14 protein-coding genes are annotated in these 22119 nt (G+C 68.1%); 12 read left to right on the top strand and 2 right to left on the bottom strand.

Going from position 1 to position 22119, the window contains the following annotated elements:
- Positions 1-28 precede the first annotated feature (28 nt).
- Positions 29-3442 carry a pullulanase-type alpha-1,6-glucosidase gene (gene pulA / locus ACX114_RS01595; protein ID WP_459293990.1) on the bottom strand — a complete coding sequence of 1138 codons (3414 nt, stop codon included), beginning with the start codon at positions 3440-3442 and terminating at the stop codon, positions 29-31.
- A 417-nt stretch (positions 3443-3859) separates the two neighbouring features.
- On the opposite strand from pulA, the gene ACX114_RS01600 reads away from it, so the two are divergent.
- The 10 genes from ACX114_RS01600 to ACX114_RS01645 all read left to right on the top strand — a co-directional run bounded on the left by ACX114_RS01600 (position 3860) and on the right by ACX114_RS01645 (position 18088).
- Positions 3860-5434 (top strand): alpha-amylase family glycosyl hydrolase, encoded by a 1575-nt coding sequence (locus tag ACX114_RS01600; RefSeq protein WP_459293992.1) that lies wholly within the window; start codon positions 3860-3862, stop codon positions 5432-5434.
- Positions 5435-5516: 82 nt separating this feature from the next.
- On the top strand, positions 5517-6611 hold the full coding sequence (locus ACX114_RS01605) for an ABC transporter ATP-binding protein (protein WP_459293994.1): 1095 nt from the start codon (positions 5517-5519) through the stop codon (positions 6609-6611).
- A gap of 20 nt (positions 6612-6631) precedes the next feature.
- Complete coding sequence (locus tag ACX114_RS01610; protein ID WP_459293996.1) at positions 6632-7855, top strand: extracellular solute-binding protein; 1224 nt, start codon at positions 6632-6634, stop codon at positions 7853-7855.
- 13 nt (positions 7856-7868) lie between these two features.
- Positions 7869-9917 carry a carbohydrate ABC transporter permease gene (locus ACX114_RS01615; RefSeq protein ID WP_459293998.1) on the top strand — a complete coding sequence of 683 codons (2049 nt, stop codon included), beginning with the start codon at positions 7869-7871 and terminating at the stop codon, positions 9915-9917.
- A gap of 5 nt (positions 9918-9922) precedes the next feature.
- Positions 9923-10810, top strand: coding sequence for a sugar ABC transporter permease (locus ACX114_RS01620; protein ID WP_459294000.1), 888 nt, complete (start codon positions 9923-9925; stop codon positions 10808-10810).
- A gap of 57 nt (positions 10811-10867) precedes the next feature.
- Positions 10868-11836 carry a glucodextranase DOMON-like domain-containing protein gene (locus ACX114_RS01625; RefSeq protein ID WP_459294002.1) on the top strand — a complete coding sequence of 323 codons (969 nt, stop codon included), beginning with the start codon at positions 10868-10870 and terminating at the stop codon, positions 11834-11836.
- Between the two features lie 142 nt (positions 11837-11978).
- Positions 11979-14180: a hypothetical protein gene (locus tag ACX114_RS01630; protein ID WP_459294004.1), complete on the top strand. Its 2202-nt coding sequence runs from the start codon at positions 11979-11981 to the stop codon at positions 14178-14180.
- A gap of 125 nt (positions 14181-14305) precedes the next feature.
- Positions 14306-15382, top strand: coding sequence for a glucodextranase DOMON-like domain-containing protein (locus tag ACX114_RS01635; protein WP_459294006.1), 1077 nt, complete (start codon positions 14306-14308; stop codon positions 15380-15382).
- A gap of 81 nt (positions 15383-15463) precedes the next feature.
- Complete coding sequence (locus ACX114_RS01640) at positions 15464-16825, top strand: AHH domain-containing protein (protein WP_459294008.1); 1362 nt, start codon at positions 15464-15466, stop codon at positions 16823-16825.
- 12 nt (positions 16826-16837) lie between these two features.
- Positions 16838-18088: an imm11 family protein gene (locus tag ACX114_RS01645; RefSeq protein ID WP_459294010.1), complete on the top strand. Its 1251-nt coding sequence runs from the start codon at positions 16838-16840 to the stop codon at positions 18086-18088.
- On the opposite strand, the gene ACX114_RS01650 is transcribed toward ACX114_RS01645, so the two are convergent.
- Positions 18085-19749 carry an alpha-amylase family glycosyl hydrolase gene (locus tag ACX114_RS01650; protein WP_459294012.1) on the bottom strand — a complete coding sequence of 555 codons (1665 nt, stop codon included), beginning with the start codon at positions 19747-19749 and terminating at the stop codon, positions 18085-18087. The two genes, ACX114_RS01645 and ACX114_RS01650, sit on opposite strands and share 4 nt — an antisense overlap.
- A 90-nt stretch (positions 19750-19839) precedes the next feature.
- Between ACX114_RS01650 and ACX114_RS01655 the strand changes: the two genes are divergently transcribed.
- Both ACX114_RS01655 and ACX114_RS01660 read left to right on the top strand, forming a co-directional pair.
- Entirely contained in the window at positions 19840-21126 is a 1287-nt protein-coding gene (locus tag ACX114_RS01655) for a DUF4032 domain-containing protein (RefSeq protein ID WP_459294014.1), read from the top strand.
- A gap of 161 nt (positions 21127-21287) precedes the next feature.
- Positions 21288-22115 (top strand): hypothetical protein, encoded by an 828-nt coding sequence (locus tag ACX114_RS01660; protein ID WP_459294016.1) that lies wholly within the window; start codon positions 21288-21290, stop codon positions 22113-22115.
- Positions 22116-22119: the final 4 nt, after the last annotated feature.

A 22119-nucleotide genomic window follows, 5' to 3' on the forward strand; every position in this document is an offset into this window, starting at 1 on the left:
TTCATTTCCAGCCGTCCGCCTCGCGGCCCTACGCCCGGCGGCGGCGCAGCTTCAGCGCCAGGCCGCAGAGCATCAGCAGGCTGGTGGCACCCAGGGGGCCGGGCACCGTGCTCTGGCAGTTGCAGCCGTCGGACTCGTCCGGCTCCTGCGGACCCGGATCCACCGCATCGTCGGTGACGAACACGGCGGTGCTGCGCGCCGGCACCGTGAAGCCGCCCGTGGCCGCGTCGTACGCGGACGTGCGCACCACCGTGTCCGAGGACGCCCGCAGCACCGGGTGCAGCACCAGCTTCAGGGACTTGTACCCGTCCGCCTTGAACGTCTGGGCCTCGTCCGTGCCGTTGAACAGCACGATGGCGCGCTTGCCCTCCGCGTTCGTGCCGTGGTCCTGCATGGCCATCACGATGAGGCCCGGGATCTGGTCCGGACCGGTGTTCTCGAAGCGCACCAACTGCTTCACCTCGTCACCGGTGCGCAGGCGGAACAGCCGCGAGCTCTTGCGGATGGTCAGCATCTCCTCGAAGTGGTTGCGCGCCCGGAGGATGTCCTCCGACGACGGCTTCAGCGCGGGGTCCGCCAGCAGCGGCCCGAAGAGCGCCCAGTTGCCCTGGTTGTCCGCGGCCGGGGGCAGGCCCACGCCCCAGTTGTTGGACTGGTAGGTCCAGTCCACCTTGTTGAACCAGTCACCGGAGTTGTAGCTGTTGCGGTCCAGCGACTTGGAGCGCAGCAGCTCGTCCCCCGCGTGGAAGAACGGGATGCCCTGGCCCAGCGCCACCAGGGAGATGCCCAGGTTGTGCATGCGCACGCGCTCCGCCATGGGCAGGTCGCGTCGCGCCTTCAACTGCACCGCGTCGAACAGCGTCTCGTTGTCGTGCGCGGAGACGTAGGTGATGACCTCCTGCGGGTCCAGCGTGTAGCCGGCCTTGGCGCCGTTGTAGTCCACTCCTTCACCCGTGACGGTCGCGCCGGTGCGGTCCACCAGCGAGTAGTCCTTCAGGTTGCCGGTGAGGCCCACGCGGATCCAATCGCTGTAGCGCAAGAGCTTGTCCTTCTGCGCGGCCTCCGTGCCCTGGTCGATGCCGTTCGGGTCGGACAGGAGGCCGGTGATGAAGCCCTGCTCCTGCAGCCCGCTGAAGGGGCCACCGCCGCGAGCGCCGTCGCGCAGGCGGTCGTTGAACGAGCCGATGCCCGTGCCCGCCATGTTGGCCTGCGTGGCGTTGGTGCCGCGCGCGTTGTTCTGCACCTCGCCGAAGTCCCAGCCCTCGCCGTAGACGTAGATGGCCTTGCCGTCCACGCCGTCCTTCTCCACGGTGAGCGCGTCCAGCGTGGCGCGCAGCTTCACCATGTTGGACTTCATGTGGTGGCCCATCAGGTCGAAGCGGAAGCCGTCCACCTTGTATGCCTTGGCCCACGTCACCACGGAGTCGATGAGCAGCTTCTCCATCATCGCGTTCTCCGACGCGGTGTTCTGGCAGCAGGTGCTCATCTCCACGTTCCCGTCGTCGCTGAGGCGGTGGTAGTAGCCGGGGACGATGCGGTCCAGCACGCTCTTGGCGTCCTGGCCGGCGGAGTTGGTGTGGTTGTAGACCACGTCCATCACCACGCGCAGGCCGTGCTGGTTGAGCGACTGCACCATCTCCCGGAACTCCACCGTGCGCGTCGTGCCCTGCGCGTTGGTGGAGTAGCTGCCCTCCGGCACCGTGTAGTGGAACGGATCGTAGCCCCAGTTGAAGCCGTCCAGGTCCGCCACGGCCTTCACCGCCGCCTGCTGCTGGTCGGAGTCCGGCGGCAGCGACACCAGGTCACCCTGGGGGTGCTGCTGCGCCGCGCGGTCCTCGTTGATGGTCGCGATGTCGAACACCGGCAGCAGGTGCACGTGCGTCAGGCCTGCCTTCGCCAGCCGGGTCAGGTGCTTCATGCCGTCCGATTCCCGCGTGAAGGCCTTGAACGTGCCGCGCTCGTTCTCCGGCACCGTCAGGTCGTTGATGCTGAAGTCGCGCGCGTGCAATTCGTAGAGGACGATGTCCTCCGGGGCTTCCAGCGCGGGCTTCGCCAGCGTGCTCCAGCCCTGGGGCGCGAGCGCCGGGTCCGCAAGGTCGACGATCTGGCTCAGCTCGCTGTTGGTGGAGAGGGCCACCGAGTACGGGTCGGTGACGCGGTTGGTGACGACCTTGCCCTCCTTGCGGGCGTAGACCTCCACCTCGTAGAGGAAGAAGCGGTTCTTCCAAGAAGCGTCGCCCGTCACGCTCCAGACGCCCTTGTCGCCGGCCGTCATGGGCACGCGGGTGGGGGTGGACGTGGGGGTGCCGTCCGCGAACAGCAGCAGGTTCACGCTCTTCGCCGTGGGGGCCCACAGGCGCAGCGTGGGGATGCCGTTCTCGAACGTGGCGCCCAGCGCGCCGTCATACGTGTCCAGGTCGTCCAGCACGCCCGCGAACTGCGCGCTGGTGGCGTCCAGCATCACGCCCTCCGCGTTGGTCGCGGACACGGCCACCTGGCCCTTGAGCCACGTGGCCGCGTTGGCCACGTCCGCCTGCGCCAGCTTCAGCACCGTGCGGCCCACCAGGTTGGGGAAGCGCGCGGCCTGCGCGGCGGTGAGGCCCGCGGCGTCCACCGTCAGCGTCACCGTGGTGCCGCCCTGCACGCCGGTGCTGTTCAGCGTCATGCCGCCCGTGGGCGACGTGTGCAGCTTGAACACCGTGCCGGCGGGCGCCGCGACCTCCGGGCTCCACACCACGGTGTCGCGCGAAATCCAGTGCGCCCGGGCCAGCAGCAGGTTGCCCGCCGGAGCGCCCGCGGCGCGGATGGTCACCTTCTTGGACGCGCCGGAGTCGAAGGTGATGATCATCTCCTGACCGTCCTCCTCCACCGCGAAGGCCGCGTTGCCGCCGGGATAGGCGGTGGTCCACTGCTCATCGAGCGCGACCTTGCACTCATAGTTGCCCGCGGGCAGCGCCTTCGTGGTGAAGGTGAAGATGCCGTCGCCGTCCAGGTCATGCATCATCGAGCGCAGGCAGTCCGGCTTCCAGTCCTCCGGGCAGCCCAGCTCGCTCTGGAAGCTGCCCGCCACCGTGGCGATGGTGCCGGAGCGGCTGCTCGTCACGTAGTTCGTGGTCGCGTCGAAGTAGAACTTCACCGCGCCCGCTGACGGATTCGTCAGCACCACGTCCGCGCCGCCCGGGCCGCCGTACGTCTGCGCCAGCGACCCGTCCAGCGCGACCTTGAAGTGCCAGGTGCCCGCCGGCACGCTGAACGTGGCCGTCCACTTGTCGTCGTCCGTGTCGTACGCCAGCGCCGTCTGCGCGCAGGTGGGGTCGTTGTTGGTGGCACAGCCGGCGCCCGTCTGCAGATCGCCAATGACAGTCACCGACGTGGGTGCCGCCAGCGACGACAGCGGCACGAGCGTGGCCAACAGCCCGCTGAACGCGAGCGCTCGCGTCATGCGGGGAACCGCGAATGGAACTCTCAGGGGAAACCTCCAGGGGGGTTGAAATCCCGGGCACGGTACCAGCCGGTCCTGTCATGGGAGACCCCTGGGTCGTTTTCGGGGTTTGCACGACCCCCTGGATGATCAGAGTTGGGATCGGCGCATCCACCCCGTGACGTCGGATGGGAAAGGGCGACCAACCGAGACGCGGTGCGGCAGGAATCGCGCGCTCCGTTGAGTCCGCTCGCGCCATGCGTCACACGGATGTGCAGAGGAAGACATCCGGGACATGCCGCGTTGCGGCATCAGCCGATTGTTCCGACGACCCTTCACCCCTTTCAAGACTGTTGGATACAGTGCCGCGCCTAGATGTCCTCACGCCTCCCCTGCCCACAACCGAACGCTGTCTCCCACCGTGGTCGGTGGCGCCCGATGCTCCAGGGACTTGCCGCCCTGTGTCTGGCGGGGTGCGCCACGGCTCCCACCCCGACGCAGCCCGCGCCGGAGTCCGCCGCGACACAGCCCGCCACGCCGGCGGCGCCCGCTCCCGCCCCCGAACCCGTGAAGGAGGCCGCGCCCGCGCCGCCTGCTCCGGCTTCTGAGAAAAAGGAGCCCGCGCGGCCCTGGGCGGATGAGGTCCTGTACTTCGTGGTGGTGGATCGCTTCGCGGACGGCGACCCCTCGAACAACGAGAAGGGCGACGTGACGGCGCCGGGTACCTTCCACGGCGGCGATCTGAAGGGGCTCACCGGGAAGCTGGATGAGCTGTCATCGCTGGGCGTGACGGCGCTGTGGGTGACGCCGCTCCTGAAGCAGATTCCGGGCTTCGTCACCGGCTCCGGCTTCCCGGACTGGGGCTACCACGGCTACTGGGCGGACGACTTCCACGCGTTGGATCCGCGCTTCGGCACGGAAGAGGACTTCAAGGCGCTGGTGGACGCGGCGCACGCGCGCGGCATCCGCGTGCTGCTGGACGTCGTCTACAACCACCCGGGCTACAACTCGCGCTACCTGAAGGACCACCCGGACTGGCTGCGCTCGGAGGACAAGGGCACCTGCGGCTCGGATGACCTGACGACGTGCGTGGCGGGCCTGCCGGACTTCAAGACCGAGCGCCCGGAGGTGGCGAAGTACCTGCTGGACGCGCAGATCGACTGGGCGAAGCGCTCCGGCGTGGACGGCTTCCGGCTGGACACCGTGAAGCACGTGTCCCACGACTTCTGGAAGGAGCACCGCCGCCGCACGCGCGCGGAAATCTCCCCGGACTTCTTCCTCCTGGGAGAGGTGTGGGGCGGCGACGTGGAGGTGCTGGCGCCGTACTTCACCCCCGACGAGATGGACGCCGGGTTCGACTTCGCCTTCCAGGGCAACGCGCTGGCCTTCGTCCAGGGGCGTGGCCGCGCGGTGGCGTTCGACCGCTACCTCCAGTCGCGCGCGAAGGTGACGCCGAACCACCACCTGTCGCACTTCCTGTCGTCGCACGACGTGGACGGGGCGCTGCATCAGTTGCAGGGCAACGTGCCCCTCTTCCGCCTGGCCGCCACGCTGCAACTCACCACCAGCGGCATCCCCGTCATCTACTACGGCGAGGAGGTGGGCCGCGCGGGCGGTGACTGGCCGCAGAACCGCGGCGACATGCCGTGGGGCAAGCAGGCGGTGAAGCCTGGCGCGGGAAAGAAACGCGACGAGGCATTGCGTGAGTATTACAAGCGCCTCATCGCCATCCGCCGCGCGCACCCGGCCCTGTCGCGGGGCACGCACGCGCCGCTCTCCACCGAAGGTGATGTGTATGTCTTCCAGCGGCGCGACGAAGCGTCCGGCGACACGGTGGTGGTGGCGGTGAACCGCGCCAAGACGAAGGGCACGGTGTCGGTGCCGTGGCCGGAAGGTTGGACGGGCGTGGGCGAGGTGGAGGATCTGCTGAACGGAGGGCGGACGAAGGCTGGCGCCACGCTGGACCTGGCGCTTCCGCCGCTGTCCGCGCGCATCCTCGGACGCGTGCCGTGAGGCACCCGGCGGTGCATGCGCAGAACCTGACCCGGACGTGCTGTTGTCACCGGCGCGAGCGGGGCTCTTGCTGGAGGGCCTGATGGCCGGCGTGTCGTTCAAGGACGTGGCGAAGCGGTACGGAGACGTGTCGGTCATCGAGGGGCTCAACCTCGATATCCGCGACCATGAGTTCATGGTCCTCGTGGGGCCGTCCGGTTGCGGCAAGTCCACGGCGCTCCGGATGATCGCCGGCCTGGAGGAGATTTCGGGAGGCACCATCTCCATCGGTGAGCGCGCGGTGAACGCGCTGCCCCCGAAGGACCGCGACGTCTCCATGGTGTTCCAGAACTACGCGCTCTATCCGCACATGTCCGTGCGGCAGAACCTGGAGTTCGGCCTCAAGATCCGCAAGACGCCCAAGCCGGAGATGGACAAGCTGGTGGACGAGGCGGCGGAGATCCTCGGCATCACGCACCTCTTGGACCGCAAGCCCAAGGCGCTCTCCGGCGGCCAGCGTCAGCGCGTGGCCCTGGGCCGCGCCATCGTGCGCAAGCCGGCGGTGTTCCTCTTCGACGAGCCGCTCTCCAACCTGGACGCGAAGCTGCGCGTGCAGATGCGCTCGGAGATCAAGAAGCTCCAGCACCGGCTCCAGGTCACGTCCGTCTACGTCACGCACGATCAGATCGAAGCGATGACCATGGGCCACCGCATCGCGGTGATGAAGGACGGCAAGCTCCAGCAACTGGGCACCCCGCTGGAGGTCTACGAGAAGCCGGTCAACGTGTTCGTGGCGCAGTTCATCGGCACGCCGCCCATCAACATGCTCAACGCCACGCTGGACGCGGATGGCGCGTCGCTCACCGGTGAGGGCTTCAAGCTGCCGGTGCCGCAGAAGCTGCGCGCGGCGACGGCGGGCAAGGGTGGCCGCAAGGTGAAGGTGGGCCTGCGTCCGGACAACGTCCTGCCCGCGGGCACCGCCGCGCGCGGTGAGTCCGCTCCGGCGGAGGCGCGCGTGGAGCTGGTGGAGCCGCTGGGCAACGAGCTCATCGTGCACGCCCGCCTGGGAGACAACCCGCTGGTCTTCCGCCTGCCGCCCCAGGCCACCCCGGAGCCCGGCGCCGCGCTCCCCGTGACGGTGGAGCTGGAGTCCCTGCATCTCTTCGACGCTGAATCCGAGCTTCGGCTTTCCGTTTGAGTATCCGGAGGATTTTCCCCATGACGAACCTGCGAACGTTGCTCGCGGCCCTCTGCCTGTGCGCAGTCGGCCTGTTGCCCGTCCCGTCCTTCGCCGCCACGGAGCTGGTGCTCTGGCACGCCTACCGCGCGGAGGAGAAGGCCGCGCTGGAGAAGGTGGTCGCCGAGTACAACAAGGCCAACGAAGGCAAGGTCAAGGTCACCACGCTGGCGGTGCCCTACGACGCCTACGCGGACAAGATCTCCGCCACGGTGCCGCGCGGCAAGGGCCCGGACCTCTTCATCTTCGCGCAGGACCGCCTGGGCGGCTGGATTGAAGCGGGCAACACGGTGGAGCCCATCGACTTCTTCCTGGATGACGCGACGAAGAAGCGCTTCATCCCCACGACGATGGAGGCGATGACCTACCGCGGGACGGCGTACGGCCTGCCGCTGAACTACAAGGTCATCACGCTCATCTACAACAAGAAGCTGGTCCCCACGCCGCCCAAGACGTCCGGCGAGATGGTGACGATGGCCAAGAAGCTCACCGACGCGAAGGCGGGCCGCTTCGGGCTGGCGTACGCGTACAACGACTTCTACTACCACGCGGCGGTGATGAACGGCTTCGGCGGCGGCGTGTTCGACGCGAAGAACGCCCCCACGATGAACTCGCCCGCCAACGTGAAGTCGGTGGAGCAGGTCCTCAAGTGGAAGAACAAGGACGGCATCCTCCCCGCGGAGCCCTCCAGCGCGCTCATCACCTCGCTCTTCAACGAGGGCAAGGCCGCGATGGTGTTCTCCGGCCCGTGGTTCCTGGGCGAGGTCTCCAAGGATGTGGACTACGGCCTGGCCCGGCTGCCCACGCTGGATGAGAACAAGGGCACGCCGATGAAGCCCTGGATGACGGTGGAGGGCGTGTACGTGGCCGCCCCGTCGAAGAACAAGGAAGCGGCGTACGACTTCGCGAAGTTCCTCACCGACGCCGGCCCCGGCAAGACGCTGGCCCTGGAGGGCCGCCAGAGCCCCGCGAACCAGGCGGTGTACCAGGACGCGAAGGTGTCCGCGGATCCGCTGCTCAAGGCGATGAAGGACCAGGTGGACGTGGCGGTGCCCATGCCCAACCTGCCGGAGATGTCGATGGTCTGGACCCCGGCCACCAGCGCGATGAACACCGTGTTCAAGAACACCGCCACCCCCAAGGCGGCCCTGGACGCGGCCCAAAAGAGCGTGGCGAAGGACGTCGCCGGCCTGCGCAAGAAGTAAGTGAGGAGCTGAAGTGAGCCAGAACGCCCCCCAGCAGCCCCCTTCCGCGGCCGGCGCCCCCACGCCGGTCCGCGTCTCCCCGAACGACTCCGTGAAGGACCCCTCGACTCCGGGGCCCTCCGGCCGTGCGGGCGGATACCGGGGGCGCGTGCTGGTGGGGCTCGCCCTGGCCTTGGGTGTGTCCCTGTTCCTGGCGCACGGCCTGCTCGCGCGCGCCAACCAGGAGCGCGCGGCGGAGCGCGAGCAGCGCACGGCCACCGTGTCCCTGCTGGGGCTGGCGGACCTGGTGCAGCGCGCGGGCGGCACCGGCGACGGCGTGAAGGCCGTGGTCGCGGGCTGGCCGGGCGTGCCGGGAAGCTCCGTGCGCGTCATCGCCTTCAGTGGCATCAAGCTGGAGGCCTCCACCTTCCCCAATGACACCGGGGACAAGGCGGCGCCGCGCCGGCTGTCGCGCGAGGAGAAGCCGCTGTACGACCGCGGCCAGCGCCTGCGCGCCGCGGTGGAGACGAACCGCGAGGAGGGCAGCGCGCGCAAGGCGGAGGTGGAGTCGGAGCTGCTCGACAACGGAGCGAGCCGGCTGCTCTCCGCGCCCGTGGAGGTGGACGGGCAGGTGGTGGGCTCCGTGGAGTCCCTCACCCCGGTGGTGGTGAAGGGCGAGACGCCCTCCTGGACGCCGGTGCTGCTGGCGTTCCTGCTGCCTTTGGCGGCGTGCGCGGCGGCGGTGTTCGCGCTGTCGCGCCAGGGCGTGCGCGTGGCGGTGGCGGCGGCGCTGTTCCTGGCGGGCCTGGGTGGCTACACCGTCTATTCGCTGCGCGCGCTGGACGCGGAGCTGCGGCAGACGGAGGACGCGGTCAGCGCGGAGCTGCGCACGCGCGGTGAGAAGGCGCAGGCGCTGATCGCCGCCAACAACCTCGACGCGGAGCCCGCGCTGAAGCCCGGCGCGTGGGACGCGGACTCCATGCGCCGCCCGCTGGGCAACCTGACGGAGTCCGGAGCACCGGATGAGGCCCGGCTCGCGGCGGCGGGCGCCCAGGTGCGCGGCAACGCGACGAAGGCGCTGGGCGCGCTGGGCGTGGTGGGGCTGGCGGTGCTGCTGTTCATCGGCCTGGGCGCGCTGCACCGGGCGGTGGCCACGGCGGTCGAGTTCCGGCAGGCCTACGCATACATCCTGCCCGCCATGGTGGGCATGGTGGTGCTGGTGTTCTTCCCCTTCGCCTACGGCATCACGCTGTCGTTCACGGACGCCAACCTCTACAACAGCAGCCAGCCGCTGTCGGAGTTGTGGGTGGGCTTCCGCAACTACGTGGACATCCTGGGCGACTTCAGCTTCGCGAAGACGGCGGCGGACGGCTCGCTGGTCTTCAACTACCTGAACTTCTATTACACGCTGCTCTTCACCATCGTGTGGACGGTCACGAACGTGACCATCGGCGTGACAGTGGGCCTGCTGCTCGCGCTGGCGCTCAACGTGCCGAACCTGAAGATGCGGCCGGTGTACCGCGTGCTGCTGATTCTTCCGTGGGCCATGCCCAACTACATCACCGCGCTCATCTGGAAGGGCATGTTCCACCAGCAGTTCGGCGTGGTGAACCACGTCATCCGCATGTTCGGCGGGGATGGCCTGGCGTGGTTCGATTCACCGCTCACGTCGTTCTTCACGGCGCTGGCCACCAACGGCTGGCTGTCCTTCCCGTTCATGATGGTGGTGTCGCTGGGCGCGCTCCAGTCCATCCCCGGTGAGCTCTACGAAGCGGCGCGCGTGGACGGCGCCAACCGGTGGCAGCAGTTCACCGCCATCACGCTGCCCGCGCTGAAGCCCGCGCTGGTGCCGGCGGTCATCCTGTCGGTGGTGTGGACCTTCAACATGTTCAACATCATCTTCCTGGTGACGGGCGGTGACCCGGGCGGCTCCACCGAAATCCTGGTCACCCAGGCGTACAAGTTCGCCTTCGAGCGCTACCGCCACGGCTACGCGGCGGCGTACTCCACCGTCATCTTCGGCATCCTGCTGCTCTACAGCATGGTGCAGAACCGCGTGAGCCGCGCCACGGAGGCCGCGTAAATCCCATGGCGCTCTTCTCTGAACGTCGCGAGGGCATCCCCCACCTGCCGCTGCACGTGGTGCTGGTGACCTTCACCCTCTTCACCATCTATCCCATCCTCTGGGTGGTGAGCCTGGCCTTCTCCGGCAAGCAGAGCCTGGCCATCGCCACGCTGCCGGAGAACCCCACCTTCTGGGACCGGCTGCGCGCGGTGACGCCGTGGCCGGAGACCTTCAGCGTCTCCAACTTCGCGTCGGTGATGGCGGATCAGCCGTTCGCCAAGTGGATGCTCAACAGTGCCATCGTGGCCATTGGCACCACGGTGCTGGGCGTCTTCATGGCGTGCACGGCGGCGTATGCCTTCAGCCGCTTCAAGTTCCCCGGCCAGCGCGCGGGCATGATGGCGTTCCTCGTGTCCCAGATGTTCCCGGGCACGCTGATGCTCATTCCGCTCTACATCATCCTGGTGCAGTGGCTGGGACTGGGCAGCAGCCGGCTGGGCCTCATCATCGTGTACGCCACCACGTCCATCCCGTTCAGCGTGTGGATGCTCAAGGGCTACTTCGACACCATCCCCAAGGACCTGGAGGAGGCGGCGCTGATGGACGGCGCGTCTCCGGGGCGCATCTTCTGGAGCATCATCCTGCCGCTGGCGAAGCCCGCGGTGGCGGTGACGGCGCTGTTCAGCTTCATGACGGCGTGGAACGAGTTCATCCTCGCGGCGACGTTCATGGACCAGGAAGCCATGTACACGGCGCCGGTGGGCCTGCGCTTCTTCGTGGGCGGCTTCAGCCAGCAGTGGGGCTACTTCGCGGCCGGCTCCATCATCGTGTCCGTGCCCGTCGTGTTCCTCTTCCTCTTCCTGCAGAAGTATCTCGTCTCCGGGCTCACCGCCGGTGGCGTGAAGGGTTAGTCCCGCGGTCTTTCTTCGCAGTCCTTTTGTCTGTCGTTGCAAGGAGCAATCACCCCCATGATCAACCCCCGCATCGCAGTCCTCACCCTGGCCGCTTCCCTGTCCGCGGCGCCGGCCCTGGCCGAGAAGGTGCAGTTCAAGGACCCCACCGGCGACGACAAGGGCCCGGGCAAGTACACCTACCCGACGGACCCCGTGTACAAGCCGGGCTCGTTCGACCTGACCGGCTTCAAGCTGGACCAGGGCGGCAACAAGACGGACGTGGAGATCCAGCTGAAGGCGTCGCTGGAGAACCCCTGGAAGATGGCGGACGGCTTCTCCGTGCAGGAGGTCTTCATCTTCATCGACACGGACCACAAGGCCGGCAGCGGCTTCACCGACAGCCCCCCGGGCCTGAACGTCTCCTTCGCGCCGGAAGACGCGTGGGACAAGGTCATCATCATCTCGCCGCAGGGCTCGTCGCGCGTGCGCGCGGAGGCCAACAACAAGGCCGGCGCGATGAAGAACGCCGTCGTGGTGCCCACCAAGGTGCGCGCCTCCGGCAACAAGATCACCGCCACGGTCATGAACTCCGACCTGGGCGCCGGTGACCCCTCCACCTGGGGCTACCAGGTCGTGATGCAGTCCAACGAGGGCTTCCCCGCGGACAACGACCTGCTCACCCGCCGCGTCAACGAGTACGAGGGCCAGCACCGCTTCGGCGGCGGCTCCGACTTCAACTGCGATCCGCACGTCATCGACGTGCTCGCGGGCCAGGGCAAGGGCGACAGCTCTGAAATCAAGGCTCAGTACGAAATGCTTGCCTATGAGTGCGCGGGTGACGGTTCCGCCACGAAGAAGGCCACGCTGAAGATGGTCTCCGGCGAGAAGCGCCCGGCGGCGCAGGGTGGCGCGGCGGCGGCCCCGGCGCAGGCTCCGGCCGCTCCGGCTCCCGCGGCTCCGGCCCCGGCTCCGGCGCCCACGCCGGCCGCTCCGGCTGGAACGACGGTCGCTCCGGCGCCGACGACGGCCACGCCGACGAAGTAGTCGGCGGCGGACTGTTCAAAACAGTCCGTTTCAAGGTTTGATGCAACACGGGGAGGGCTGCCGTGGAGACCCCGCGGCGGCCCGGGAGAGGGGATGACCCCCCTCTGGTTCAAGGCTTTCTGAGAAGGGTTTTCCGGACATCATGAAGAATCGCAAGAACGTGGTGCGGGGAGCGTGTGCGCTCACCGTTGCGGTCGGCCTCATTCCTGGGGCGGCCATGGCGCAGGACAGCGGCCCCAAGCTCACCATTGGTGGCACGACCTATACGAAGTACCTCTGGGGCACGCAGCGCGACCAGGGCGCGATGTACAACTTCACCACGGTGCCCGGTGAAGGCTACGGCGACAACGGCATCGGCACGGAGCTGGAGCTCCTGCTGAACGCGAAGATCTCCCCGCAGGTGGAGGTCAACGGCCGCATCCACAGCCGCTTCAACCAGAACTTCTGGACGAACTTCGGCGGCTTCGGCGGCAGGAACCCGCCGACGAACTGCACCGCGGGCGACTGCGGCGAGTTCGATCCCCGCTCCAACCAGTACATCAAGCTGCGTGGTATGTCCGTGACGCTGCGTCCGGGCTACCTCATCGACTCGGCGCTCATCGGCGCGACGGACCTGGGCCAGTTCGACCCGTTCGTCATCGGCCGCGTCCGTTACATCGACCGCGACAACGCGGCGGCCATCATGCTGCAGGGCTCCAACTTCGAGCGGCGGCTCACGTGGGATGCGGCGCGCATCTCGCTGCCGCGCTTGTGGGCGGGCCCGAACTTCAGCACGGGCGCCTTCCACGCGCGTGACGCGGCGTACGGCTTCCAGGCGAAGTTCACGCCGAACGAGCTCTTCGACGTCGGCGGCATCTTCCAGTACGCCAACGACCAGGAGGTGAACGCGGAGGACACGAACGTCGATGACGGCCGTGACCTGACCCCGCGCTACCGCAACGGCGTGGGCGGTCTGAAGGCGGGCCTGCACATGGGCTCGTGGCTGGACGTGCGCGGTGCCGCGTACACGTCGTACTCCAACGCGGACCCCGTGCTGTCGCCGGCGAACTTCGGCGGCATCGGCGGTTACAGCGCGGTGCTGGCCGGCCGTCACACGGACCAGACGTACATGTTGAACGCGTCCCTCAACGACCCGCTGGACGTGGGCCTGTCGCTGAACTTCCAGCTGTTCAGCATCGGCGCGGACTACGTGGCGGTGATGGCGAGCCGCCGCGAGGCCGACGTGCTCCTCACGGAAGGCCATGACGGCAGCTTCGCGTTCCCCGGCCCGTCCAACGCGTCCTACGGCATCTACAAGGGCAACCCCACCCGCATCGGCTACGGCGGCTGGACGAGCGAGGCCCAGCAGGTCGCGACCATCAACGTGGACAACGACTTCACGGACTTCGACGAGCCCATGGCGGAGACGGCCATCGGTTGGAAGGGCGTGACGGCGAACCCGGTCTACACGAACGGCGCGCTGGAGCTGGGCGGTGAGTACTCGTTCATCACGTACAACACCAACTGGCAGGCGTACGGCGACGCGTCCAAGTCGCTGAACGAGAGCCAGTACCCGGGCACGGAGCTGGACTCCGGCGTGGGCCACAACTTCCGCACGGCCTACCAGCCCTTCCAGGACAAGAAGACGCACCTGGTCGCGCTGCGCGCCAAGTACGTGGTGGACGTGCTGAAGGGCATCGATGTGTTCGGCAAGTTCAAGTACATCCACGAGACGGACAAGCGCATGAATGATCCGCGCTTCCTGCCCTACGCGTCGGGCGCGTGCGCCGGCGGCGGCGTGGCGTGCGACAACACGCTGGTCAACGAGTACAGCGCTGGCAACAGCACGTCCGGCATCTACAGCAACCCGAACGTCATCACGAACAGCCAGGGCGACACGGGCTACCAGTTCAAGCCGTTCGACAACCTGGCGGACGACGACCGCCTGCTGGACTACACGACGTTCACGGCCGGCGCGGGCTACCAGTTCACGGACGACCTGTACGTGTCCGCCAGCTACTCCAAGTTCTTCGCGGACCTGCTGGACGGCAACACGGCGTTCCAGGCGTACAACAACCACGAGATGGCGTCCGGCAAGCACAACAAGAACCAGGTGCTGGTGAAGGCGCGCTACATCCTGTCCGGCGTGGAGTTCGGTCTGGAAGGCCAGTACGCGTTCGGCACCTTCCGTCCTGACTTCGGCGACGGCTACGTGGTGCAGTACGCGGACGACACCATCGCGGCCGACCACGGCGTGGCGGTGGGTTCGCGCGGCTTCACCAACCGCAACGGCGGTTGGAACAGCCTGGAGGAGCGCAACTTCGAGCAGATGCGCGTCAAGGCGTTCATGAAGGCGCAGTTCTAGTCACCGCTCGCGGTTGACGTGAGAGGAGCCCGGGGCGCCTGTGAAGGCACTCCGGGCTCCTTGCGTTTGGGACACCGCGCGGTACACCTGGACGGGCCGTCCCTTCGTGCATGAGGTGCCCTTCCATGTTCGTGCGTCCCCGCGTGTCCGCGCTCCTGCTCGCCTCCACCCTGGCCGCGTGTTCCGGCGGCAAGACGCGCGAGGACGCGCTGCTGTTCCGGCTGACGGATCCGGTGGGGGATGACCACGGCGATGGCGAGCTGCTGTATCCCCGCCGGAACGACCTGGGCCGCGGGGACCTGGACGTGGTGTCGGTGGCCGCGTTCGCGGATGGAGCGGCGACGCGGTTCGAGGTGACGTTCGCGCACCCCATCGCGAGGCCCTCGCGCGCGCAGTCGGTGGACCTGGAGGGCGCGACGGTCGCGGAGCGGGCGCGGCACGGCTTCTACACGTTCAACGTGGACCTGTACGTGGACCAGGACCGGGTGCCCGGCTCCGGGCGCACGGACACGCTGCCGGGGCGTGAGCTCACGCTGGCGGCGGACTCGGGGTGGGAGAAGGCGGTGGTGCTGACGCCGCGTCCCTATGAGGCGCGTGAGGCGTTGCGCAAGACCTGGCGGCAGGCGGCGCTGGCTGCGTACGAGAAGAAGTCCGGGGGCATTGGCGGCAAGGTGGAGTCGGAGCTGAACGCGGCCACGGAGCAGGAGCTGGAGGCGCGGGTGTTCTTCCCCACCCTCATCCAGGTGAGCGGGCGCACGGTGGTGTTCCAGGTGCCTGACCGCTTCCTGGGAGGACACGCGAGCGCGGACTGGGGCTACGGCATCGCGGTGACGGGCGCGACCATCGAGCGGCGCGTGTCGCTGGGCGGGATGTTCGGTGGGGACACGAACGCGAACCCGCGGCTGATGGCGATGGGCATCGTGCCCGGGGAGCCGCCGTCCGCCGACCGCTTCGGCGGTGGGCGGAAGGGAGATCCGTCACAGTCGCCGGTGGTGGACCTGCTGGTGGCGCCGGGGACGACGCAGGAGGAGGTGCTGGGGGCCTCGAAGCCTGCGTGGAGCGCGGTGGTGCCGTCTGGGAAGGCCGTGGCTGCTCCGGCAGTGGGCACGGTGGAGGACGCCGGTGTTCCCGTGGACGCGCCGGACGCCGGGGCTGTGGTCGAGGACGCCGGAGTCGTGGGTCCTGTGTCGCCCGCCCCGTGACGGTTGGTTCCCGTGCTGTGCGCGGGAGGTCCTGGTTGCGGTGAGTCCACGCGGCCGAGGATGGATGCTCTGGAGGCATCCATGTCCTCGTGCCGGAGCTGGGCGGTCGCGGTGCTGCTGTTGCTGCTGGGCACGGGGTGTTCAGCGACGCGTGGCGTCCGGCTGAAGACGGGGCAGGGGGCGCCGGTCGTCCATGTGCCTCGGGCGGAGGTCGAGCCCGTGGAGCTGGATGGCGATGCGTTCACGGAGGCGGTGCGGACGCTGGCGGAGGATGCGCCGGTGTCTCCGCGTCCTCGTGAGGAGGCGTATCGGCTGTTCGCGGGTGCGTTCTCCTCGAAGGCCTATGCCCATGTGCGTGGACGCTTGGGGCTGGTCTCCGTGGAGGAGCCGTCCCGTGCCCGGCTCCTGGTGGATGACGCGGACCGGGAGCTGGCGAGCGCTTATGGGCGGTGGTTCCAGCGCAAGCAGACGCCGGGTGACTGTCTTCAATTGCTGGAGGCGGGTGCCACGCTGGATGAGGACGGACGGCGTTCCCTGGCGTTCGCCATCGCGCTGGACTCGGTGTGGGAGGAGACATCGGAAGCGCTGGTGGGGATGACGGACCAGCGCGCGGTGCTCACCACCCTCGTCGCGACGGGCACGGTGTACCTGGCGCTGTGGTTGCTGCCCGAGCCCGTGTCGAAGGGCATCGCGGCGACGATGACGGTGGTGCTCATCGCCTACCTGGGCATCGACACGGTGTGGAACCTCATCCAGGGATGGATCGAGTTGTCCGAACAGGCCCGGGTGGCCCGGACGTTCGACGAGCTTCGTGACGCGGGGGAGGAGTACGGCGAGGTGATGGGGAAGAACGCGGCACGGGCGTTCGTGATGCTGGCGCTGGCGGCGGTGGGCAGCACGGCGGAGACGTTCGCCGCGAAGGTCGCCACGCTCCCGGGCTCAGGGCAGGCCTCGCTGGTGGCCGCGGAGATGGGCGGCTTCCGGCTGGGCGCGGCGGCACAGGTGGAGTCCGTGGCCGTGTCCTCCGAGGGGACTGTCACCCTGGTGCTGCCGCCGAACGCGGTGGCCATGTCCGCGCGGGATGAGAAGAGTCCCGTCGCGAGTGACGCGGATGCGGAAGGGCATGAGCACCACATTGCTTCCAACAAGTGGTGGAGCGCCACGAACCGTGGTGGCCCGTGGTCTCCGCAGTTCCAGAAGATCTTCGACAAGGCCGGGATGTCGCTTGATGATCCCGCGAACAAGGTCCGTGTGCCGGGACACAGAGGGCCGCACCCGCGGCAGTACCATGAACAGGTCCTCGATACCTTGAGTCGGGCGACCCGTACATGCAACTCCATGGCGAGCTGCCGAGCCCAGTTGACGAAAGCGTTGGATAGACTCGCCGCGGAGATCATCAAAAAGGGCTCGGACCTGAATCGAATGGTCACAGGCCTTGAGTGATGAGCGGACACGATGGCAACGAACTATTTCAAGCTCTCCGAGGATGTCGCTGAAGGGTTCTGGTGCCTGGGGCACCCGCTCGACTCACAGCGGCGAGAACTCGATGACCCCTGGCAATTCACAGGGGGAAACCCCGCTTGCTTCAAGGGGCAGATCCGATTCCCGTTGAGCCTTGAGGGAGAATCGCGTGATTACTCCCATGCGGCATTTAGCACTCCTGTCGTTACGGAGAAGTTGGCGGCGCTCTTCCGGGAGTTGGCTCCGAATGACGTGGAGTTGATCCCCGTTGAGGTCGACTCACACGTGGGTCCGTACTTCATCCTCAACTCCATCCGTGCCATTCCATGTGTCGACACCGAGTCTTCCTCCGAGGTGGCCTACTGGACCGAGGAGGATGGGTTTCCAGAGAAGGTTGGCACATTGTTCACAATCTCAGGGATGCGCATTGACCCGTCGAAGGTGGGCGATGCGAAGGTGTTCCGTCCCTCGGAATGGGAGGTCTCTCTCATCGTCTCCGAGGACATCAAGGATGCGATGGAGGGTGCAGGCATCACGGGAGCGGTGTTCGAGGCCGTCACCGGGCCACCGGCCTTCGATCCCGTTCGGCGCGCGGAAACGAAGCGGCGCGCCGAACTGTGGCATCAGGCACGCCATGCCCGTGCAGCCGTGTGGCGCGAGCTCGGTACCACGTCGGACGACCTCTACATTCCGCCGGTCGTTGGCGGCCCCTGGCCCGGCGAACGGCAGTGGTGGGAGGCCATGCGCCGTCCTGATGGCGGCATGCTCATCGTGACCGACGGCCTGTCCGACCCGTTCAACGACATCCTGGACCGTCCCACCGCGGGCTTCGGACTGGAGCTCGCCATCGAGACTCCGGAGCCGCTCGGGGAGGTGTGGAAGAGCTGGCCGGTGCACCTGCTCGAACGCGTTGCCTATGAGGTCGCTGAGTTCGAGAAGCTCCGTGTCTCCTTGTCCAATGGCACTCTGTCCATGGAAGTGGACGGCGTGGGCATGCCCGAAACCCTCGTCACTCCCGAGGGCCGTGTGGCCGTGCTCATCGGTATGGAAACGGACTCCTTGCCCTCACGCTTCACGCTTCCCGGGGGAGAGGTCCGGCTCCTCACCGTGAAGGTGCTGATGCCCGCGGAGCTGAAGTGGCTGCTCCAGCAGGGCAGGGGCGCGGCGGCGGAGCTCATCCGCCGCTTCAAGGCCGCGGGAGAGACGCATCTCTCCCGCTCGTGGCGTCAGCCTGTCGTCAGCTAGCGCAGCCGCCAGATGCCCGTGGAGCGCGCGGGCAGGCTCGTCTTCCACGCTCCCGTGCCGCCCGCGAGCTGTGTCACTCCGGGGTCCACGAACAGCGGCTCCGCCGTGGTCGCCTCCACGTCGAAGGGGCCCACCGACTCCTGCGAGGTGGAGAAGTTGTGGACCACCAGCACCTGCTCGTCGCCCAGCGTCCTCACGAACGCGAGCGTGCGCGACACTCCCGTCGTCGCCGTGAACAGCCGCAGGCCTCCGTTCCGCAACGCCTCCGAGCCCTGGCGCGCGTGGATGAGCGAGCGGTAGCGCGACAACAGCGACCCCGGGTTGCGCTGCTGCGCCTCCACGTTCGCCGTCTCCCTTCCGCTGGAGAACGCGTACCAGGGCGAGCCCGTCGTGAAGCCCGCGCCCGCCGCGCCGCTCCAGGGCATCGGCGTGCGCTTGGACTCGTCGTTGTTGGCGTTGCCGTTCCCCAGGCCCACCTCTTCGCCGTAGTAGAGGAACGGCGCTCCCGGCAGCGTCAGCAGCACCGCCGCCGCCAGCCCCAGCCTCGCCCCGTCGTTGGCGAACTGCGTCGCCAGCCGCACCTGGTCATGGTTGGTGAGGAAGGGCGCGTCCGCCACGCCGGCCGGATAGTTGTTCTTCATCTCCAGCAGCTTCGCCGCCACGCCCCCGCCGTTGCCCGCGTTGATGCCTTCAATCACTCGCGCGGACATGGGGAAGTTGAAGTTGAGCGGCAGCTCGTCCCCGCCCGGCACCGTCGCCGTGGAGCCGTAGTACTTGCCCACCGACGGCGTCTCGCTCCAGACCTCACCCACCAGCACGGCGTCCGGCTTCACCGAGCGCACGTGCGCGGAGAACTCCTTCCAGAAGGCGTGCGTCTCCGGCGTGTCCGCCTGCCCCACGCCGCCGCCCGTCTCGATGAGGTAGCGCGCGGCATCCAGCCGGAAGCCGTCCACGCCGCGCTGGAGCCACAGCGTCGCCAGGCGCTTCACCTCCTCGCGCACCGCGGGCGTCTGCAGGTTCAGGTCCGGCATGCCGCCCCAGAAGACGCCGTAGTACCAGCCGCTGTCCTGCTGATGCCACGTATTGGTCTGCGAGTAGATGTCCCACGGCTGCGCCCACGCCGGGTTGTTCCCGCGCCACTGGTACCAGTCTCGCTTCGCCGACTGCGCCGAGGACGCCGAGTCCACGAACCACGGATGCGATGAGCTGGTGTGGTTGATGACGAAGTCGAGGATGACGCGCATGCCCCGGCGGTGCGCTTCGTCACACAGCCGTTGCAGGTCCTCCAGCGAGCCGTACGCCGACTGGATGCGCTCGTAATCCGTCACGTCGTAGCCGTGGTAGCTGGGTGACGCGAACACCGGCATCAGCCACAGCGCGTCCACGCCCAGGTCGTCCGTCGTCGCCGGGTCGCCGTCGTTCAGGTAGTCCAGCCGCGAGATGAGCCCCGGCAGGTCTCCCACGCCGTCTCCGTTGGAGTCCTGGAAGCTGCGGACGAACACCTCGTAGAACACCGCGCCCCGGTACCACCCGTCTCCCGCGGGCGCGGCGAGCGTGATGCTTCCAGGCGCGGCCGGAGCCGGCGCGGGCGTGGGCGAGGAACCGGCGCAGGCCGACAGCAGGGCCGCGCTGCAGAGGGAGAGTCCGCGGAGGGGGCGCATGGCTTCTTCCTCTAACAGCGAACGTTCCACGCGGGCCAGCGCACCCCCTGGATGAAGCGCGCTCACCCGGACGGTAGGCTTGTGGCCAACATGTCTCACCCCTCGCGACGCCTTCATTCCCTGCATATCCGGCAGGGGCACCCGGACTTCCTCGACCTTCCGTGGGAGCTGCCGCTGGAGGCGTGGACCGAGCGTTCACCGCGCGTGGTGGAGGTGCCGCGCGGTCTGTCCCGGCACGTGGTGGTGTTCGTCTCCTACGGCGCCACCATCTACGCCTTCAAGGAGACGCCCGCGCGCGTGGCCCAGCGCGAGTACGACCTGTTGCGCGGCCTGGAGGAGCGCCGGCTGCCGTCGGTGTGTCCCGTGGGCCTGGCGGTCCAGACGGAGGAGGGATTGGAGGCAGCGCCCGGGGACAGGCCCGGGATGCTGATCACCCAATACCTTGCATCGTCGCTGCCGTACCGCGCGCTGTTCATGCACCAGGGATTGGAGCGCTACCGGTCGCGGCTGCTGGACGCGATGGCGGGCCTGCTCGTGCGGCTGCACCTGGGCGGCTTCTTCTGGGGCGACTGCTCGCTGTCCAACGTGCTCTTCCGCCGCGACGCGGGCGAGTTGCAGGCCTACGCCGTGGACGCGGAGACGTCCGAGTTGCACGAGCAGCTCTCCGCCGGTCAGCGGGAGATGGACCTTCAGATCATGGAGGAGAACGTCGCTGGCGGCCTGGCGGACCTGGCCGCTCGCGTGGAGCTGGCGGAGGAGCTGCCGCAGGAGCTGGAGGCCTGGCAGGAGACGGCCGCGAGCATCCGCCAGCGCTACGAGCGGCTGTGGGCCGAAATCAACCGCGAGCTCATCCTCCAGCCGCACGAGAGCTACCGCATCCACGAGCGGATCCGCACGCTCAACGACCTGGGCTTCTCCGTGGGCGAGGTGGAGTTGCTGGCGAGCGGGCAGGGCAGCCAGTTGCGCATGCGCACCATCGTCACCGACCGCGAGTACCACCGGCACCAGTTGCACTCGCTCACCGGCATCGTCGCGGAGGAGCGCCAGGCGAGCCTGCTGCTCAACGAGATGCAGGAGATGAAGGCCACGCTCACGCGCAAGCTGGACCGCAGCGTGCCCCTGAGCGTGGCCGCTTTCCGCTGGCTGGACGAGCGCTACCACCCCACGCTGTCACGCCTGCAGAAGGAGCTGGGCCGCGCGGCGGACACCGCGGAGCTCTACTGCCAGGTGCTGGAGCACAAGTGGTTCCTGTCCGAGCGCGCGAAGCGCGACGTGGGCCTGGACGCCGCCGTGCAGGACTACGTGACGCTCACCCTCAAGCAGCCCGGCATCGCGCCGCTGCTCGAGGACGCGGCGCGGGACCCCAAGGCGCTGTAACCCCTCGCGCCACAGGACCCCACGGGACTGTGACACCCAATGCCACACATTCCAGGGATGGGGTGCCCCAGGCGCACTGCGAGTCATTGGCATAACTGGTGAATGCAGGCGCTGGCCGTCTTCCTGGGATTTTCCCCCGGAACCCATCAGGAGCCTCCACCATGCGTCTGTTCCGCCGTCTTGCCCACTCCAGCCTCGCCACGTTGTTCGTCCTGGCCCTGCCGCTCTCGCAGGCTCGGGCGGAGGATTGCGTCCAGTTCTCCGGAATGAAGCACTGTGCCGTGGGCGCCGCGAAGCTGGTGGTGGACGGCAAGGAACTGCTCGTCCAGTCCGCTGACCCGTCCGGCAAGGACGGCGTGGCCGTGGACACCGCGCAGGCCAAGGGCTGGAGCGCGGGGCTGGCCCACGAGCCCTCCGGCGAGGCCCGGGAGACGACCGTCAAGACCGTCATCTCGGACGGCAAGGTGGTCGCCGCCTCGGTCGTCACGGAGACGTCTGAAGGGCAGGAGTTCGCGGCGAGCTTCGTGGACGCGAACGGCAAGCCGACCACCTACTCGGCGATGGTGTTCCGCGAGGGCCAGCTCGTGGCCTCCGTGAGCGGAATTTCCAGTGGCTCCGTGGGCGCCAGGTCCGTCGCGGGGCTCGGCAAGAAGAGCTGCACCACCCTGACCTACAAGGCGTGCATGAAGCTGTGTCTGGACGGTCCCATCGGATGCGCCTACTGCAAGGTCCCGTGCATCGGCAGCGTGAACCAGGAGGAGTGGGTGCTCAGCAACGGCAAGTATCCCTACCTCGACTTCTCGCTCCAGTCGCCCTTCGGCGCCTTCTCCGTGGGGGATGTCGCCAAGGCGGCTCCGCAGATCGTCGTGGGGGACCAGTTGGTGCTGATCTCCGACGCGCCGAGCGAGGGCGCCCAGGGCATCGACCAGGTCGTCGTGCAGAGCACGGCGAAGGCGGTGTCGCTCTCCAACGAGACCGTGTCCCGGTAACCCG

This window comes from Corallococcus sp. M7 (genome assembly GCF_054512695.1).

Excerpts from the sequence above, each read along its gene's own strand:
- ACX114_RS01660 (WP_459294016.1), top strand. The coding sequence starts at position 21,288 with ATGCGTCTGTTCCGCCGTCTTGCCCACTCCAGCCTCGCCACGTTGTTC.
- ACX114_RS01640 (WP_459294008.1), top strand. The coding sequence starts at position 15,464 with ATGTCCTCGTGCCGGAGCTGGGCGGTCGCGGTGCTGCTGTTGCTGCTG.
- ACX114_RS01605 (WP_459293994.1), top strand. The coding sequence starts at position 5,517 with ATGGCCGGCGTGTCGTTCAAGGACGTGGCGAAGCGGTACGGAGACGTG.
- ACX114_RS01610 (WP_459293996.1), top strand. The coding sequence starts at position 6,632 with ATGACGAACCTGCGAACGTTGCTCGCGGCCCTCTGCCTGTGCGCAGTC.
- ACX114_RS01655 (WP_459294014.1), top strand. The coding sequence starts at position 19,840 with ATGTCTCACCCCTCGCGACGCCTTCATTCCCTGCATATCCGGCAGGGG.
- ACX114_RS01650 (WP_459294012.1), bottom strand. The coding sequence starts at position 19,749 with ATGCGCCCCCTCCGCGGACTCTCCCTCTGCAGCGCGGCCCTGCTGTCG.
- ACX114_RS01625 (WP_459294002.1), top strand. The coding sequence starts at position 10,868 with ATGATCAACCCCCGCATCGCAGTCCTCACCCTGGCCGCTTCCCTGTCC.
- ACX114_RS01620 (WP_459294000.1), top strand. The coding sequence starts at position 9,923 with ATGGCGCTCTTCTCTGAACGTCGCGAGGGCATCCCCCACCTGCCGCTG.
- ACX114_RS01635 (WP_459294006.1), top strand. The coding sequence starts at position 14,306 with ATGTTCGTGCGTCCCCGCGTGTCCGCGCTCCTGCTCGCCTCCACCCTG.
- ACX114_RS01600 (WP_459293992.1), top strand. The coding sequence starts at position 3,860 with ATGCTCCAGGGACTTGCCGCCCTGTGTCTGGCGGGGTGCGCCACGGCT.
- pulA (WP_459293990.1), bottom strand. The coding sequence starts at position 3,442 with ATGACGCGAGCGCTCGCGTTCAGCGGGCTGTTGGCCACGCTCGTGCCG.
- ACX114_RS01645 (WP_459294010.1), top strand. The coding sequence starts at position 16,838 with ATGGCAACGAACTATTTCAAGCTCTCCGAGGATGTCGCTGAAGGGTTC.
- ACX114_RS01630 (WP_459294004.1), top strand. The coding sequence starts at position 11,979 with ATGAAGAATCGCAAGAACGTGGTGCGGGGAGCGTGTGCGCTCACCGTT.